Genomic DNA, 14,601 nt, shown 5'->3' with positions numbered 1-14,601 from the left:
CAGAGTGTACGACCTTACGAAGATGTAATTGCTTCAAATACCTTTCTGTTTTTGCAAATCAGTTTCAGTTTGTTGCCGCGCCTCAAAGCATCCCCAGCATGCGCGGCAACCACAGCGAGATTTCCGGCACGTAGGTGACGAGCGCGAGGAAGCCGAGCATCGTCAGCAGCCAGGGCATGACGGCGATGGTCAGTTCGGTGATGCCCATCTTGGCGATGCCGGAGGCCACGTAGAGGTTGAGCCCGACGGGCGGGTGGCACATGCCGACCTCCATGTTGACCACCATCAGGATGCCCAGATGCACCGGATGGATGCCGAGCTTGACCGCGACCGGGAACAGGATCGGCGCCATGATCAAGACGATCGAGGTCGCCTCCATCACGTTGCCGGCGAGCAGCAGGAGGATGTTGACGACCAAGAGGAACACGATCCAGTTGACGCCAGCCGCCGCCATCCAGTTGGCGATCTGCTGCGGGATGTTCTCATTGGCCATCAGGAACGAGAACAGCACGGCATTGGTGATGATGTAGAGGATCATCGCGCTCATGTTGGCCGAGCCGAGCAGCACCTTCGGCACGTCCTTCAGCGACATGTCGCGATAGACGAACACCGCGATGACGAAGGCATAGACGGCGCTGACGGCCGCGGCCTCGGTCGGCGTGAACTTGCCGGTGTAGATGCCGCCGAGCACGATCACGATCAGCAGCAGGCCCCAGACGCATTTGCGGAAGGCCGTGAAGCGCTCGGCCCAGCTCGCCCGCGGCATCCGTGGATAGTCGTTCTTCCAGGCCCGGTAGAAGGTCGTGAGGCCGAGCAGGCTCGCCAGTATCAGCCCGGGGATAACCCCGGCGATGAACAGCTGACCGACAGAGGCCGAGGAGACGCGATGACCGGCCGGATCGAGCGCGATGCTGCCGCCGGTCGCGACCGCATAGACCACCATCACGATCGAGGGCGGGATCAGGATGCCGAGCGCGCCTGACGTCGTGATGACGCCGGCGCCAAAGCGCTTGGGAAAGCCCTGCTTGACCATCGCCGGCAGCATGATCGAGCCGATCGCGATCACGGTCGCCGGCGAGGAGCCGGAGACGGCGGCGAACAGCGCACAGGCCACGACGCCGGCAAGGCCGAGGCCGCCATACCAGTGCCCGACCATCGAGGTCGCGAAGTTGATCATCCTTCGGGCGACGCCGCCATGGGTCAGGAAATTGCCGGCGAGGATGAAGAACGGGATCGCCATGATCTCGAAATTGTCGATGCCCGTGAACAGCTTCAGCGCGACCGATTCGGTCGGCACGTTCGTCATGAAGAACACGAACGACAGCACGGTGAGGCCGAGCGCGATCGAGATCGGCATGCCCGTCAGCATCAGGAAAATGAGCAGGCTGAAGATGAGGAGGCTGCTCATCGCAGCGCCTCCGTCGCCGTCGGGTCGACGCCTTCGACATAGGCGTGGTCGTGATGCGGCAGCTCGTCGTGGCGCAGATAGTGCCAGGCGACCTGCAGGAAGCGGAAGCACATCAGATAGGAGCCGAGCGGGATGCAGAGATAGACCAGCCAGCTCGGCAGCTCCATGTCGGGCGTCACCTGGTCGGTCTGCGACAGGCCGTAGACGAACTTGGCGCCCATCGTGCCGATGATGGAGGTGAACAGCGCTCCGCACAGCAGGCCGAACAGGATGGTCACCTTGCGCAGCGATGGCCGCATCATGTTGACGACGACGTCGACGCCGACATGGATGCCCGTGCGCACGCCGTAGGCGGCGCCGAACTTGGCCATCCACACGAACATGTAGATGCAGAGCTCCTGCGCCCAGGACAGGTCGATCGGAAACAGGATGGGATAGAGGAAGGGCACGCCGACCAGATAGCGGTGCAGCACGGCCACGAAGATGATCGAGGTCGCCGCCGCGATCAGGAATGCGATCAGGATCTCCTCGAGCCGATCGAGGATGCGCAACAGAAAGCCCAAGTCCCCTCCCCCACAATCAAAACGTCCGCGGCGCTTGGCTGCGCCGTCTGCCTTCTTGCGCGCCGAGTGCTTCGCCCCCTCGGTGCGCGGGCCATTGTCCGCGCACCGCTCGTCTCACGCCATCAGTTGGTCGAGCCGCGCGTCTCCTTCAGGAACTCGTCGATCAGCGGCTGGCCGACGCGCCCCGCGACGTCCTTGTACACCGGCATCATCGCCTTGCGCATCGCCTCGTCCTGGGCCGGCGTCAGCTTGACCAGCTCGGTCTTGCCGGACTTGCGGATCTCCTCGAGCGCGTCGTCGTTCTCCTTTGCCGACTGGTTGTTGCCGTAGGCGGTCGCTTCCTTCATCGCCTTCTCGCAGGCGGCGCGGATATCCGGCGGCAGGCCGTCCCAGAACTTCTTGTTCACGACCACGACGTAGCCGATGTAGCCGTGATTGGTCAGCGTGATGTACTTCTGCACCTCGTGCATCTTCTGGGTATAGATGTTCGAGGGCGTGTTCTCCTGGCCGTCGACGACGCCGGTCTGCAGCGCCTGGTAGACTTCGGAGAAGGCCATCACCTGCGGGATGGCGCCGAGGGTGCGGAATTGCGCGTCCAGCACCTTCGAGGACTGGATGCGGAACTTCAGACCCTTGTAGTCGGCGGGATCGACGAGCTTCTTGTTGGCGCTCATCTGCTTGAAGCCGTTGTCCCAGTAGGCGAGTCCGATCATTCCCTTGGGCTCGAGCAGCTTCAGCAGCCTGGTGCCGAGCGGGCCGTCGGTCACCTTCCGCAGGGTGGCGAGGTCGGGCAGGATGTAGGGCAGATCGAACACCTCGAATTCCTTGATGCCGATCGGGCCGAACTTGGAGTTCGAAGGCGCCAGCATCTGCACCGCGCCGAGCTGCAGCGCCTCGAGCTCTTCCTTGTCCTTGTAGAGCTGCGAGTTCGGATAGACTTCGACCTTGACCTTGCCGTCGGTGTATTTCTCGGCCAGCTCCTTGAACTTGTCGGCGGCGAGGCCCTTCGGGGTGTTCGAGGCCACCACGTGGCTGAACTTGATCACGATCGGATTGTCGGCGGCGAGGGCCGGGCCGGCCAGAGCGAGCACCGCGAGCGAGGCGGCGGTGGCGATCACGTGGCGAAACTTGAAGTGCAAGGTGTCCTCCCGACGTTTCGGGGGACATTGCAATGACGCCCCCGCTTTGTATGCCAAGGACATTGTTAGCGGGTCGCCGGCCGGAATGCCATTGACCGTTAGCCGCAGAGGCGGGGATTCCCATGCCGCAGCGCAAAAATGGTGATGCCTGTCATTCCGGGGCAGCCGCGCAAGCGGCTGAGCCCGGAATCCGGAAGTTATTGGCGCTGGCCCAAGCCAAGCTCGGGATTCCGGGTTCGACGCTGCGCGTTGCCCCGGAATGACGAAGCAAGGTTCGGCCCCAACCGACGATCGTGAACTCAGCTCGCTGCTGCAGCCGAGGCGCCCGCGCCCTGCGCCACGTCGCGCTGGCGCTTCATGACCAGCTTGTTGAGCGCCCCCAGATAGGCCTTGGCCGAGGCCACCAGCGTATCCGGATCCGCCGCGCGCGCGGTCATCGAGCGGCCGTCCTGCGACAGCCGCACCGAGACCTCGGCCTGCGCATCAGTGCCCTCGGTCACGGCATGGACCTGGTACAATTCCAGCTTGGCCTCGTGCGGCACCAGCGACTTGATGCAGTTGAAGACGGCATCGACCGGCCCGTTGCCCTCGCTCTCCTCGATCTTGGTCACGCCGTCGACGTCGAGCTTCATGGTGGCGCGCTGCGGGCCGCGGGTGCCGGCAATCACCGACAGCGACAGCAGCTTGATGCGGTCATGGGCGCTCACCATGCCCTCGTCGATCAGCGCCTCGATGTCCTCGTCATAGATGTGCTTCTTGCGGTCGGCCAAAGCCTTGAAGCGGACGAAGGCGTCCTCGACCTGGTTGCCCGCCAGCTTGTGGCCCATCTCCTCCAGCTTGTGGATGAAGGCGTGGCGGCCGGAATGCTTGCCCATCACCAGCGAGGTCTGCTTCACGCCGACCGTCTCCGGCAGCATGATCTCATAGGTCTGCGCGTTCTTCAGCATGCCGTCCTGATGGATGCCGCTCTCATGCGCGAACGCATTGCGGCCGACGATGGCCTTGTTGTACTGCACCGGGAACGAGGTCGCGGCCGAGACCACCTTGGAGGCGTGGGTGAGCTGCGTGGTGTCGATCTTGTTCCAGTACGGCAGCTTGTCGTTGCGCACGCGCATCGCCATCACGACCTCTTCCAGGGCCGCATTGCCGGCGCGCTCGCCGATGCCGTTGATGGTGCATTCGATCTGACGGGCGCCGGCGCGCACGCCGGCCATCGAGTTGGCGACCGCCATGCCCAAATCGTTGTGGCAATGGACCGAGAATACCGCCTTGTCGGAGTTCGGCACGCTCTCGCGCACGCGCTTGAACAGGTCGTAATACTCCTCCGGCACGGCATAGCCGACGGTATCCGGAATGTTGATGGTGGTCGCGCCGGCCCTGATCGCGGCCTCGACGCAGCGGCACAGGAAGTCGAACTCGGTACGGGTGCCGTCCTCGGACGACCATTCGACGTCGTCGGTGTGGTTGCGCGCGCGGGTCACCGAGGAGATCACCAGTTCGTAGACCTGCTGCGGGTCCATCTGCAGCTTGTACTTCATGTGCACCGGCGAGGTGGACAGGAAGGTGTGGATGCGGCCGCGCCTGGCCGGGCGGATCGCCTCGGCGCAACGGTCGATGTCCTTGGCGCCGGCGCGCGACAGGCCGCAGACCACGGCGTTCTGGGTGCGCTTGGCGATCTCGTTGACGGCCTCGAAGTCACCGTCGGAGGCGATCGGGAAGCCGGCCTCGATGATGTCGACGCCCATGCCGTCCAGCATGGCGGCGATGTTGAGCTTCTCCTCGAACGTCATGGTGGCGCCGGGGCACTGCTCGCCATCGCGCAAAGTGGTGTCGAAAATGACGACGCGGTCCTTGTCGGACTGAACGGGATTGGACATCTGCTTTCCTCGAACTTTTCGGGTGGTGCGCGTGGCTTCCAGAGGCGCTGAAGGGTGTTTCGGTGTCGAAGCAGCCCCCTGAGTGCCCAGGCGCATCCCGCCCAGCCGGCCCTCAGGGGCAGCTAAGAAGCAGAAGCTCGATCGCGCCGATCAGGTCGGCGGGCTGCAGCGCGGCGAGCGCGATCGTCCGGGCGTCTGCCCCGGCGATGGCCTCGATCTCTGCGCTGCGAATCAGCATTGCCAAACCCTTTGCGAGAACACGAAAACTGTGCGGCAAAACCGTTGACGGTTTGTTGCCGAGGTGCCCTCGACAGCGCTTTTACTGGGAATGGGAGGGTCTCGCAACGCCGAATAATGGTCAGGAGGGGTGACGTATTCGGGCAGTCCCGCGCCGCTCTCCCTATAAATCTCTCCCTATGAACAGTGTCATCCCGGGCAAGGCCGCCAACGCGCCAGCGTTGGTGAACGCCGACCCGGGATCCGTACGCCGCGGCGGATTTGGCTGGGCGAGCTGGAGCGGCCATCCTGCCTCGCAGATCTCCCTGGGGTTATGGATCCCGGATCGGCGCACGCGTGACCGCGCGCTTGTCCGGGATGACGGTGAGGGTGTGGTTGTCGGCATCTGCACCAGCACGCATTTCACGCTCCCGCGACACATCCGTGCCCGAGTTGTTCACCCGCATCGTACCCTCTTCCATCAGAGGGTGCAGGGAAGACCGGGCGTCTGCCGACACCCGCGGCCCCCGTGCGATAGAAAATGCACGGGGCAGGAACCACAGGATCGGCCAGGACATCCCGGCCTTCCCTGCGCAACGGCTTTACGGCTTACTTCGCGCTCTCCCTGGGGACCGGGCTTTCTTGCCCCCATCATCCGCACCGCTGCTTCGCGCAACGGCACGAACTTGACCTCAGCATCGGGAGGCCAGGACCACACGACTTCGCCGTCCGCAAAACGCCGGTCGTCCACCGGCGCCTCACGGCCATCGCTCCCCGCACTCCACGTATCGTGACGACGCGTACGCCCCTCTTCGATGAGGCGGGATGACGTAGAGAAGCACGTTTTCTGAAAAAAGGAAAGAGGAAATTTCGTCGAATACGAAGATCGAGCGTGTGGTACCATGACCTCATGACAAACCGCATCTTCGTCCACGGCGTGCCGGACACGCCCGCAATCTGGGGCCCGCTGATCGCGGCGCTCGGCGAGACCGTGGCAGTGCCTGCCCTGCCCGGCTTCGACGGCGATGCACCTCCGGGCTTCGCCTGCACCAAGGACGCCTACGCCGACTGGCTGGTCGCGCTGCTGGAAGCGCAGCATGCGGCGGTCGGGCCGCTCGACCTGGTCGGGCATGATTGGGGCGCGCTGCTGGTGCTGCGCGCGGCATCGCTGCGGCCGGGGCTGGTGCGCTCCTGGGCGGTCGCTGGCGGCGCACTCGATCCGGACTATCGGGGACATCGCATCGCGCGGATCTGGAATACGCCCGTGCTCGGCGAGATCTTCATGGCGGTGTCGTCGCAAGCTGCCATGGCACGGATGTTCCGGCAGAGCGGATTGCCATCGGAGCTGGCGGCGCGCGAAGCCACGGCATGGCAGGCTCCGATGCGCCGGGCGATCCTCGCGCTGTATCGCTCCGCCGACGGGCTGTGCTTCAAGGGCGACTGGATCGCGCGGCTCGAACAGCTGCCGCGGCGTGGACTGGTGATCTCGGGCACACAGGATCCGTTCGTGCCGCTCGACACGCTCAGCCGGTTCGCGCAAGCGCACGGCGCGCGGCTTCATGTCGAGCCGGACGCCGGCCACTGGAGCATCGTCGAGCGGCCGCAGAGCATCGCGGCCGTGCTGCGGGCGTATTGGGCGGAATGAGCACCAGTCCTATTGCGACAGGGCTGAGACCAGCGCATCGCCGATTACATTGGCAATCTCCTGCTCGTGGCCGGGGTATGCGCGAAACACGTATTGTTGCCCGAGGAGTTGAGTTTGCTTCTCGACGTTCCAAATCCGAAGCGAAACTTTGTGACGGCCATCGCTGAGGAGCGCGGCATTGCCGACCAGCACGAGATCAAAGTGCAGATCTCGCGATTTCTCGAATTGCGGCAGCAGAATATCCGGATGACCTGGGCTTGCCATCGGGACAGGCTCTTCGACGACCCGGAGCGACGGCATTGCGCGGAATCGAGCGCGTAGCGCGCTCGTCAGAAGGGCGGCATCATCTCCCGCCTCGGGCGTCATCGCATGCAGCTCGGGCACCGCGATCACGCGTTCGCCTTCGGCCGAAGCAGGTCGCGCCAGGACCGTGAGCAGAGCCGCGACGGCAAATGCAACACCAAGAAAAACGTCATGAAAACGTCGAAGTATGCCGGCCTGCATGGTCACTTCAATCCTCATCTCAATCTACGCCCGAGCAATGGGCCGGCTCTTCGACGTGCGCGCCGGCTATCACACAATCTTTGATGGATTGCGGTCCTCTGATACCATAACCTGAAAGTCGCTCATCGGAGACATTCGACATGGCGCGTCTCAAGACCGGACTTTGGTTGTTCTCGGCGCTGCTGGTGGCCCGGCTCTTCTCCAGCGCAGCCTTCGCCGAGGACTTGAGCCTCGCCCGCTTTCCTCAATCCGACTGGGCGACCGCCACGCCTGAGGACGAAGGGATGGATTCGGCGGCCCTCGCAAAACTCGTCGCTTCCGGTAAGGCGATGAGGTTCGACAGCCTGCTGATCGCGCGCCACGGCCGGGTCGTGCTCGATGCGTCCTATGCGCCGTACAACGCCGACGAGCCGCACATCATCAATTCCGCGACCAAAGCCGTGGTCTCGACGCTGATTGCGATGCTGCTCAAGGACGGCGTGCTCGACAGTCTCGATCATCCGGTGCTCGACTTCTTCAAGGACCGCAAGATCGACAATGTCGACGCGCGCAAGCAGGCGCTCACGGTGCAGCACCTGCTCAACATGACCTCCGGGTTCGACTGGGACGAGGGTTATAGCGGCGGCGCCGAGACATCCCTCTACGAGATGGGCCGGAGTCCGGATTGGGTGCAGTACATCCTCGACAGGCCGATGGCGCAAGCGCCCGGCGAGACGTTCTACTACAACAGCGGCAACTCGCATCTGCTCTCCGCGATCGTCACGAAGCTCACCGGCAAGAGCGCGGAGGACTTCGCCAAGGAGAGGCTGTTTGGGCCGCTCGGGATCACCGAGCACGCCTGGTTCAAGGATGCCCAGGGAATTTCCGCCGGCGGTTTCGGGCTGGCGCTGAAGCCGCGCGACATGGCGAAGATCGGCTACCTCTATCTGCGGCGCGGCCGCTGGGGCGAGCAGCAATTGCTGCCGCCGGACTGGATCGAAGCCGTCAACCACGCCACCGTCAGCATGAATGCGAAGTTCGATCCGGGGCTCTCCTACGCCGATCAGTTCTGGGCCCTGCCGGACAAACACGTGTTCATGGCGGTCGGCTACCACTGCCAGGTCATCATGGTACTGCCCGACCGCGACATCGTGGCGGTGATGACCGCGCGCGAGTTCTGTCCATTCCGCAAGCTCGCCAACACCATTTCGGCGACTGTGACATCTGACAGCGCCCTGCCTGCGGCGCCGGAAGCGGCAGCCGCGCTCGCCGCTGATGTCCGCGAGGTCGCGACGGAAACCCGAGGCCCGGTCGGAGCCGTGCCGGAGATGGCGGCTTCCATCTCGGGCAAGACCTACAGCTTCCCGCCCGGCCCGCTCGGCATCAACACGATCAAGCTGGACCTCACGGGACCGGAACCGCAGGTCACCTGGGACATCCCCTCGCGGGACCGCGCCGGAGGCACGGTGCATCTGCAGAGCCCGATCGGCCTCGATGGCCTCTATCGCAAGACCGCGCCGCCCCATCCCTGGCAGCCCTTCACCTACCGGGCCATGAAGGGCAGCTGGATCGACGCCACGACCTTCATGATCGACGCCCAGTTCATTGGCCAGGGCGAGGAGCGCAATTGGCGGCTCAGCTTCGACGGCGACAAGGTGACGTTCCGAACGAAGGGCCGCTACGGCAAGGACGTAGTGGTCGAGGGTCATGCGGCGCCATGAGTCCTCGGCGGCTCTGCGCGGCCTGACGAAAGTCGAGCGCAAATGCTGCAGCACTGATCGGCTCCGTTCGGCTGGGCGGAGACATGCCGCACGGCGAGAATTGGAACAGTTCTCATAGCGCTCTGCGTGCCGCGGGCGGCGGATGCGATCTCCCGTCGTTTTCTCAAACAGATCATCTCGTGTATGTCTGCCCTCCCGCCGAGGCTCTCACTCCGCGGCGGGGGATCGTTTTTCGATTGCGGTGGCATAATGTTGAGATTGCTGGAGCGTCTGGGTCTCCGTTTCGAGGATACCGTCGAGGAGCGGCGTTTCGTCGACCATTACGTCCGCGGCAGCACCGGCTGGACGCAGATCGCGATGCTGCTCGGCGCCCTCACCTTTGCCGGCTACACGCTGTGGGACTGGGTGCTCTATCCCGAGATCGTGCCGACCACGTTCGCGATCCGCGGCGGGACCGCCGCGCTGGTGCTGCTGCCGCTGACGGCTTTGCTGTCGACGCCGGCGCGCCGATGGGCCGAGCCGATTCACCTGGTCTATTGCGTGATCCCCGGTTGCGTGCTGCCGACGATCTACTGGGTGCTGCCGTCGGGCTTCACTTACTCCGCGGCCGGCATGATCATCGTCATCCTGTTCGTCTCCACCATGCTGCCGTTGCGCACCGGCTCCTACGCGATCTTCTGTGCAACGAGCTGGAGCGCGCTGGCGGTGGCCGAGAGTCTTGCGACCGAGCCGCTGCCGCCCGGCCTGCGCTTCATCGATCATTCGCTGGTCGGCAATGCCTGCCTGCTCTCGCTCTATGCCGTCGGCGCGCGCGAGTACCAGGCGCGCAAGCAGTTCCGCACCGCGGAGGCGCTGCAGCGGGAGAAGGAGCGCTCCGAGGCCTCGCTGCGCGATCTGCATGCCACGCAGGCCCATCTGGTGCAGGCGGAGAAGCTGGCCTCGCTCGGCCAGCTCGTCGCCGGTGTCGGCCACGAGGTCAGCACGCCGCTCGGGCTGGCGCTGACCACGTCGACGGCGATGGAAGACGACGTCGAGGCGATCGCGCGCATGCTTGGCGGCGGCCCGGTGCGGCGCTCGGATCTGGCGAGGGGCGTCGCTCGGCTGCAGCAGGGCCTGCATTTGACGACGCAGAGCCTGCACCGCGCCTCCGAGATGGTACACAGCTTCAAGCAGGTCGCCGTCGACCAGGCCAACGAGGCGCTGCAGACCTTCGAGCTGCAGAGCTGGATGACCGATCACGTCACCAAGCTCCGCCCGCTGTTGATGCGCCAGGGCCTGACGGTCGTGCTCTCTTGCCCGGAGGGCATCGTGCTCACCAGCTATCCCGGTGCACTCGGACAGGTCATCAGCATCCTCGCCTTCAATGCGGCGACGCATGCCTATCCCGGCGACATCAGCGGCGTCTTCACCGTGGAGGTCGCACAGCCCGGCGACGATTCGGTGCGCATCGTCTGCGCCGATCAGGGCGTCGGCATGCGCGACCAGGTTCGCGGGCGGGTGTTCGACCCGTTCTTCACCACGCGCCGCGAGAAGGGCAATGCCGGCCTCGGCCTGCACATCGCCTTCAACCTCGTGGCATCCACACTCGGCGGCCGCATCGAGCTCGACAGCCAGCCGCAGCAGGGCACGCGCATCACGCTGGACATTCCGCTGATCGGACCAGGCAAGCCGGCCGAGCTGGAACTCACCGCCGCACAATAGGCTCGGGGCGCGCCCGCATCAACGACCGGACCCAAGCGTTGAGAGTCCTCGGCACGCAGTCCCGGAAAACGAGACCACCAGCGCTCCGTCCGCAGCTTGGGTCGGGCGCTTATCGCGCATCATATCGTGCACGATCATGGATCACTCCGCGTCGATCGTGATCATCAAATGCGCAATGCCGCAGAGACGCCGCGACCTGCGCATCTCCGAACCAATTAGAACAATTCAACACCGCATGGCTTAGAGCAATTCAATCCGGCGCGTTGTGTCTTTCGCTGCACTGCGTTGCTAGACGTCGCATCAAGCTGACCGTTCCCTCGAACGGTGCGACGTGGAAGTGCAGTAGACGATGACGAAGTGTGAAGGCCGGCGCGATGCGCGCGCTCGTACCGGCATGCGTGGCGCGATTGCGCTCGTGAGTGCTCTGACCGCAGACCTCCTCTGGTCCCCCTCTCCCGTGTTTGCGCAGGCGACGCTGCCGCCGGTGACGGTCGACGTGCCGGCGCCGAAGCGCAAGCCTGCGAGCGCCGCCAGCGCGCCGCAGCGCCAGGCGCGCGCGCTGCCGTCACGACGCGCGATGCCGCCGCCGCCGATGCCGACACGCGCGGAACGCGCCGCGGCAGAGGCCGTACTCCTCAACGCCGCCAAGCTCAACTACCGCGCCATGCCGAGCGCGACCACGCTGCGCAGCGGCGCCTCGCCGCTCGACACCGCGCAATCCGTCAATGTCGTGCCCGAACAGGTGATCAGAGACCAGTTGCCGCGCAACATCGACGACGCGCTCGCCAATATCAGCGGCGTCACCCAGGCCAACACGCTCGCCGGCACGCAGGACGCGGTGATGCGTCGCGGCTTCGGCGACAACCGCGACGGCTCGATCATGCGCAACGGCCTGCCGCTGGTGCAGAGCCGCAGCCTCAATGCGGCCGTGGAGAGCGTCGAGGTGCTGAAGGGCCCGGCCTCGCTGCTCTACGGCATCATGGATCCCGGCGGCATCGTCAACACCATCAGCAAGCGCCCCGAGCTTTATCAGCACGGCTCGGTGACGCTGCTCGGCTCGGCCTATGCCAACAACAGAACCGGCGCCGACGGCACGATCGACGTCACCGGCCCGATCGGCGACGGCGGCCTCGCCTATCGCTTCATCGGCTACGGCGTCAGCGAGGATTACTGGCGCAATTTCGGCCGCCATCGCGAGATGCTGGTGGCGCCGTCGCTCGCCTGGTACGGCGACACGACCACGGTCCAGCTCAACTACGAGCATCGCGAGTTCATCACCCCGTTCGATCGCGGCACCGCCTTCATAAATGGCGCACCGCTCGCGATCCCCGCGACGCGGCGGCTCGACGAGCCCTTCAACAACACATGGGGGCAGTCCGACCTGGTCCAGGCCTCGGTCGAGCAGAAGCTCAACGACGATTGGAAGCTCACCGCGGCCTACAGCTACAACACCGAGAGCTCCAGCGCCAACCAGCTGCGCATCACCACGATCGATGCGAAGGGCGAGGAGACCCGCAGCAACGACGGCACCTGGGGCTCGCTCAGCCGGGTCAGCTACGGCACGTCCTACATCCAGGGCGCCTTCTGGCTCGGCGGCCTGCGCAACGAGGTGCTGTTCGGCGGCGACGCGCAATATCGCACGATCTATCGCCAGGACCTGATCCGCGACAAGGTCACGAGCGTGTTCAATGTCTACAACCCGGTCTACGGGCTGATCCAACCCGGCACGCTGGTCTCGGCCAGCGACAGCGACCAGACCGACAAGCTCGGCCAGTATTCGCTGTTCGTGCAGGACACGCTGCATCTCACCGACAAGCTCTCCTTCGTCGGCGGCGTGCGCTACATGGACTACGAGCAGATCGCCGGCCGCGGCCGGCCGTTCAAGGCCAATACCAACGTCGCCGCCGACACCGTGCTGCCGCTCGGCGGCGCCATCCTCAAGCTCAACGAGCAGGTGTCGCTCTACGCCAGCTACACCAAGAGCCTGAAACCGAACTCGACCATCGCGCCGCTCACGGGCGGCGTGGTGCTCGGCTCCAACATCGCACCGGAGCAAGGCACGGCGTGGGAGACCGGCTTCAAGTTCGATCTCGACAAGAGGCTGTCCGGCACCGTCGCGGTCTACGACATCGACAAGCAGAACGTGCTGGTGTCGCAGACCAATGCCAGCAACGTCGTCGAATACACCACCGCCGGCAAGGTGCGCTCGCGCGGCGCCGAGGTCGACGTCACCGGCAAGATCGCCGAGCACTGGACCATGATCGGAAGCTACGGCTACACCGATGCCAGGGTCACGGACGACCCGGTCTATCGCGGCAACCGCCTGCAGAACGTCGCGCTCAACACCGCCTCGCTCTACCTCGTCTACGATTTCGGCACGGCGCTGCCGGGCCAGCTCAGGCTCGGCGGCGGCGCGCGCTATGTCGGCGACCGCGCCGGCGACGCCGCCAACAGCTTCGTGCTGCCGTCCTACGTCGTCGCCGATGTGTTCGCGAGCTACGAGACCAAGCACCATAACCTGCCGGTGATCTACCAGCTCAACGTCAAGAACCTGTTCGACAACGTCTACTACCCCTCGGCCAACAGCGCGCTGACCGTCGCGGTCGGCGATGCGAGGCGGGTGTCGCTGTCGGCGACGGTGAAGTTCTGAGCCAAGGAGAAGCGTGCGTGACGTCCTTCCGCATCAAACCGGCGCTGCTGCAGATCCACTCTGTCCTGGGTCTTGCGGCCGCGCTGATCCTCTCCCTCTTGGGCATCACCGGCGCGATCATGGGTTTCGAGGACGAGATCCAGGCCGGTCTCAACGCCAAACTGTCCCACGTCGCGCCGCGTACGGAAGCGCCGCTTTCGCCCGCCGAGCTGGTGGCGCGGCTGCAGGCTGATCCGGCGCTCGGCAAGGTCTCGGCGATCACGCTGTCGCGCGATCCCCTGGCGGCCGTGCGCGTCCGCTTCGCGCGCAATGAGGATGGCGGCCGGCCCTCCTCGCTGCTGGTCGATCCCTATGACGGCCGCGTGCTCGGTGAGCCCCGCGGCGAGGCGTTCTTCGCCACCGTGCGGAGGCTGCATCGCTGGCTGCTGCTGCCGGGCGACGGCAACGGCGCCGGCCGCCAGATCACCGGCGCCGCCGTGCTCGGACTCGTCGTGCTGCTGATCACGGGCCTCGTGCTGCGCTGGCCCCGCCGGGCGAGCAGCGCAGCACTGTGGCTGAAGCCGCAGCTCGGACTGAGCGGCCGCGGCCTGCATCGCTCGCTGCACAGCGTGATCGGCACATGGGTGCTGCCGGTCTATCTGGTGATCGCGCTGACCGGGCTGTCCTATTCCTACGCCTGGTACAAGGACGGCCTGACCTGGCTGCTCGCGCCGGCGACATCAGGAGCGCCGATGCCGGGCAAGGCTCCGCGCGAGGGTCGCTCCGGGTCTGCGGAAGCAAAGCCTGTCGCGCTCGATCTGGTCTGGTCCACGTTGCGTGAGCAGATCGGGGATCGCTTCGCGGTGATGCAGCTCACCTTGCCGGCGGGCGCCGGCGCGGCGGTGCGCGTGCGCGCCTGGCCGAGCGAGGCGCATGACGGCCGGCGCGACGAATTCCGTATCGACGGCGCGACGGGCCGTCTGCTCGCGGCCGAGCGTTACGCCGACAAGACCACCGGCGAGCGCGTGCTCGCCCGCATCCTGGATATCCACCGCGGCAGCATTCTCGGCTGGCCCGGCCAGCTCGCCTTCATGCTCGCCGCCGCGCTGATGCCGCTGTTCGCCGTCACGGGCACGCTGCTCTATCTGTCGCGGCGGCGCTTGCGGCGTCAGACGCAGTCGGCACGCGCTGTCCAGCTCGTTCCCGGCGAATGAGGCCG

12 protein-coding genes are annotated in these 14,601 nt (G+C 65.4%); 5 read left to right on the top strand and 7 right to left on the bottom strand.

Annotated elements, in window-relative coordinates:
* Positions 1 to 82: 82 nt before the first annotated feature.
* The 6 genes from QX041_RS16870 to QX041_RS16845 all read right to left on the bottom strand — a co-directional run bounded on the left by QX041_RS16870 (position 83) and on the right by QX041_RS16845 (position 5,781).
* Complete coding sequence (locus tag QX041_RS16870; protein ID WP_316166012.1) at positions 83 to 1,408, bottom strand: TRAP transporter large permease subunit; 1,326 nt, start codon at positions 1,406 to 1,408, stop codon at positions 83 to 85.
* On the bottom strand, positions 1,405 to 1,971 hold the full coding sequence (locus QX041_RS16865; RefSeq protein WP_315752772.1) for a TRAP transporter small permease: 567 nt from the start codon (positions 1,969 to 1,971) through the stop codon (positions 1,405 to 1,407). The genes QX041_RS16870 and QX041_RS16865 overlap by 4 nt, the downstream gene beginning before the upstream one ends.
* 122 nt (positions 1,972 to 2,093) lie before the next feature.
* Positions 2,094 to 3,110 carry a TRAP transporter substrate-binding protein gene (locus QX041_RS16860; protein WP_315713282.1) on the bottom strand — a complete coding sequence of 339 codons (1,017 nt, stop codon included), beginning with the start codon at positions 3,108 to 3,110 and terminating at the stop codon, positions 2,094 to 2,096.
* Positions 3,111 to 3,409: 299 nt separating this feature from the next.
* Positions 3,410 to 4,987: a 2-isopropylmalate synthase gene (locus QX041_RS16855; protein WP_315769043.1), complete on the bottom strand. Its 1,578-nt coding sequence runs from the start codon at positions 4,985 to 4,987 to the stop codon at positions 3,410 to 3,412.
* Positions 4,988 to 5,099: 112 nt separating this feature from the next.
* Positions 5,100 to 5,225, bottom strand: coding sequence for a hypothetical protein (locus QX041_RS16850; RefSeq protein ID WP_284423887.1), 126 nt, complete (start codon positions 5,223 to 5,225; stop codon positions 5,100 to 5,102).
* A 310-nt stretch (positions 5,226 to 5,535) separates the two neighbouring features.
* Positions 5,536 to 5,781 (bottom strand): hypothetical protein, encoded by a 246-nt coding sequence (locus QX041_RS16845; protein ID WP_315752770.1) that lies wholly within the window; start codon positions 5,779 to 5,781, stop codon positions 5,536 to 5,538.
* A 332-nt stretch (positions 5,782 to 6,113) separates the two neighbouring features.
* Between QX041_RS16845 and QX041_RS16840 the strand changes: the two genes are divergently transcribed.
* Positions 6,114 to 6,848 (top strand): alpha/beta hydrolase, encoded by a 735-nt coding sequence (locus QX041_RS16840; protein WP_315752769.1) that lies wholly within the window; start codon positions 6,114 to 6,116, stop codon positions 6,846 to 6,848.
* 9 nt (positions 6,849 to 6,857) lie between these two features.
* Here QX041_RS16840 and QX041_RS16835 read toward each other — a convergent pair whose 3' ends face one another.
* Positions 6,858 to 7,358, bottom strand: coding sequence for a hypothetical protein (locus tag QX041_RS16835; protein WP_410051874.1), 501 nt, complete (start codon positions 7,356 to 7,358; stop codon positions 6,858 to 6,860).
* Between the two features lie 134 nt (positions 7,359 to 7,492).
* Between QX041_RS16835 and QX041_RS16830 the strand changes: the two genes are divergently transcribed.
* The 4 genes from QX041_RS16830 (at position 7,493) to QX041_RS16815 (ending at position 14,596) form a co-directional block, all read left to right on the top strand.
* Positions 7,493 to 9,052: a serine hydrolase gene (locus QX041_RS16830; protein WP_316166011.1), complete on the top strand. Its 1,560-nt coding sequence runs from the start codon at positions 7,493 to 7,495 to the stop codon at positions 9,050 to 9,052.
* 249 nt (positions 9,053 to 9,301) lie between these two features.
* On the top strand, positions 9,302 to 10,753 hold the full coding sequence (locus QX041_RS16825) for a HAMP domain-containing sensor histidine kinase (RefSeq protein WP_316166010.1): 1,452 nt from the start codon (positions 9,302 to 9,304) through the stop codon (positions 10,751 to 10,753).
* Positions 10,754 to 11,102: 349 nt separating this feature from the next.
* The gene (locus QX041_RS16820) at positions 11,103 to 13,403 is read left to right on the top strand and encodes a TonB-dependent siderophore receptor (protein ID WP_316166009.1); all 2,301 of its coding nucleotides are present in this window, start codon (positions 11,103 to 11,105) and stop codon (positions 13,401 to 13,403) included.
* A 17-nt stretch (positions 13,404 to 13,420) separates the two neighbouring features.
* Entirely contained in the window at positions 13,421 to 14,596 is a 1,176-nt protein-coding gene (locus QX041_RS16815) for a PepSY-associated TM helix domain-containing protein (protein WP_316166008.1), read from the top strand.
* Positions 14,597 to 14,601: the final 5 nt, after the last annotated feature.

The sequence above is a fragment of the Bradyrhizobium sp. SZCCHNRI2009 genome, assembly GCF_032485115.1.
Classification (GTDB): Bacteria; Pseudomonadota; Alphaproteobacteria; order Rhizobiales; family Xanthobacteraceae; genus Bradyrhizobium.
This window is presented reverse-complemented; position numbering and strand designations above follow the sequence as displayed.

Bases quoted from the DNA above. Each gene is read 5' to 3' on its own strand.
- QX041_RS16870 (WP_316166012.1), bottom strand. From the start codon at position 1,408: ATGAGCAGCCTCCTCATCTTCAGCCTGCTCATTTTCCTGATGCTGACG.
- QX041_RS16855 (WP_315769043.1), bottom strand. From the start codon at position 4,987: ATGTCCAATCCCGTTCAGTCCGACAAGGACCGCGTCGTCATTTTCGAC.
- QX041_RS16850 (WP_284423887.1), bottom strand. From the start codon at position 5,225: ATGCTGATTCGCAGCGCAGAGATCGAGGCCATCGCCGGGGCAGACGCC.
- QX041_RS16845 (WP_315752770.1), bottom strand. From the start codon at position 5,781: ATGTCCTGGCCGATCCTGTGGTTCCTGCCCCGTGCATTTTCTATCGCA.
- QX041_RS16840 (WP_315752769.1), top strand. From the start codon at position 6,114: ATGACAAACCGCATCTTCGTCCACGGCGTGCCGGACACGCCCGCAATC.
- QX041_RS16830 (WP_316166011.1), top strand. From the start codon at position 7,493: ATGGCGCGTCTCAAGACCGGACTTTGGTTGTTCTCGGCGCTGCTGGTG.
- QX041_RS16825 (WP_316166010.1), top strand. From the start codon at position 9,302: ATGTTGAGATTGCTGGAGCGTCTGGGTCTCCGTTTCGAGGATACCGTC.
- QX041_RS16820 (WP_316166009.1), top strand. From the start codon at position 11,103: ATGACGAAGTGTGAAGGCCGGCGCGATGCGCGCGCTCGTACCGGCATG.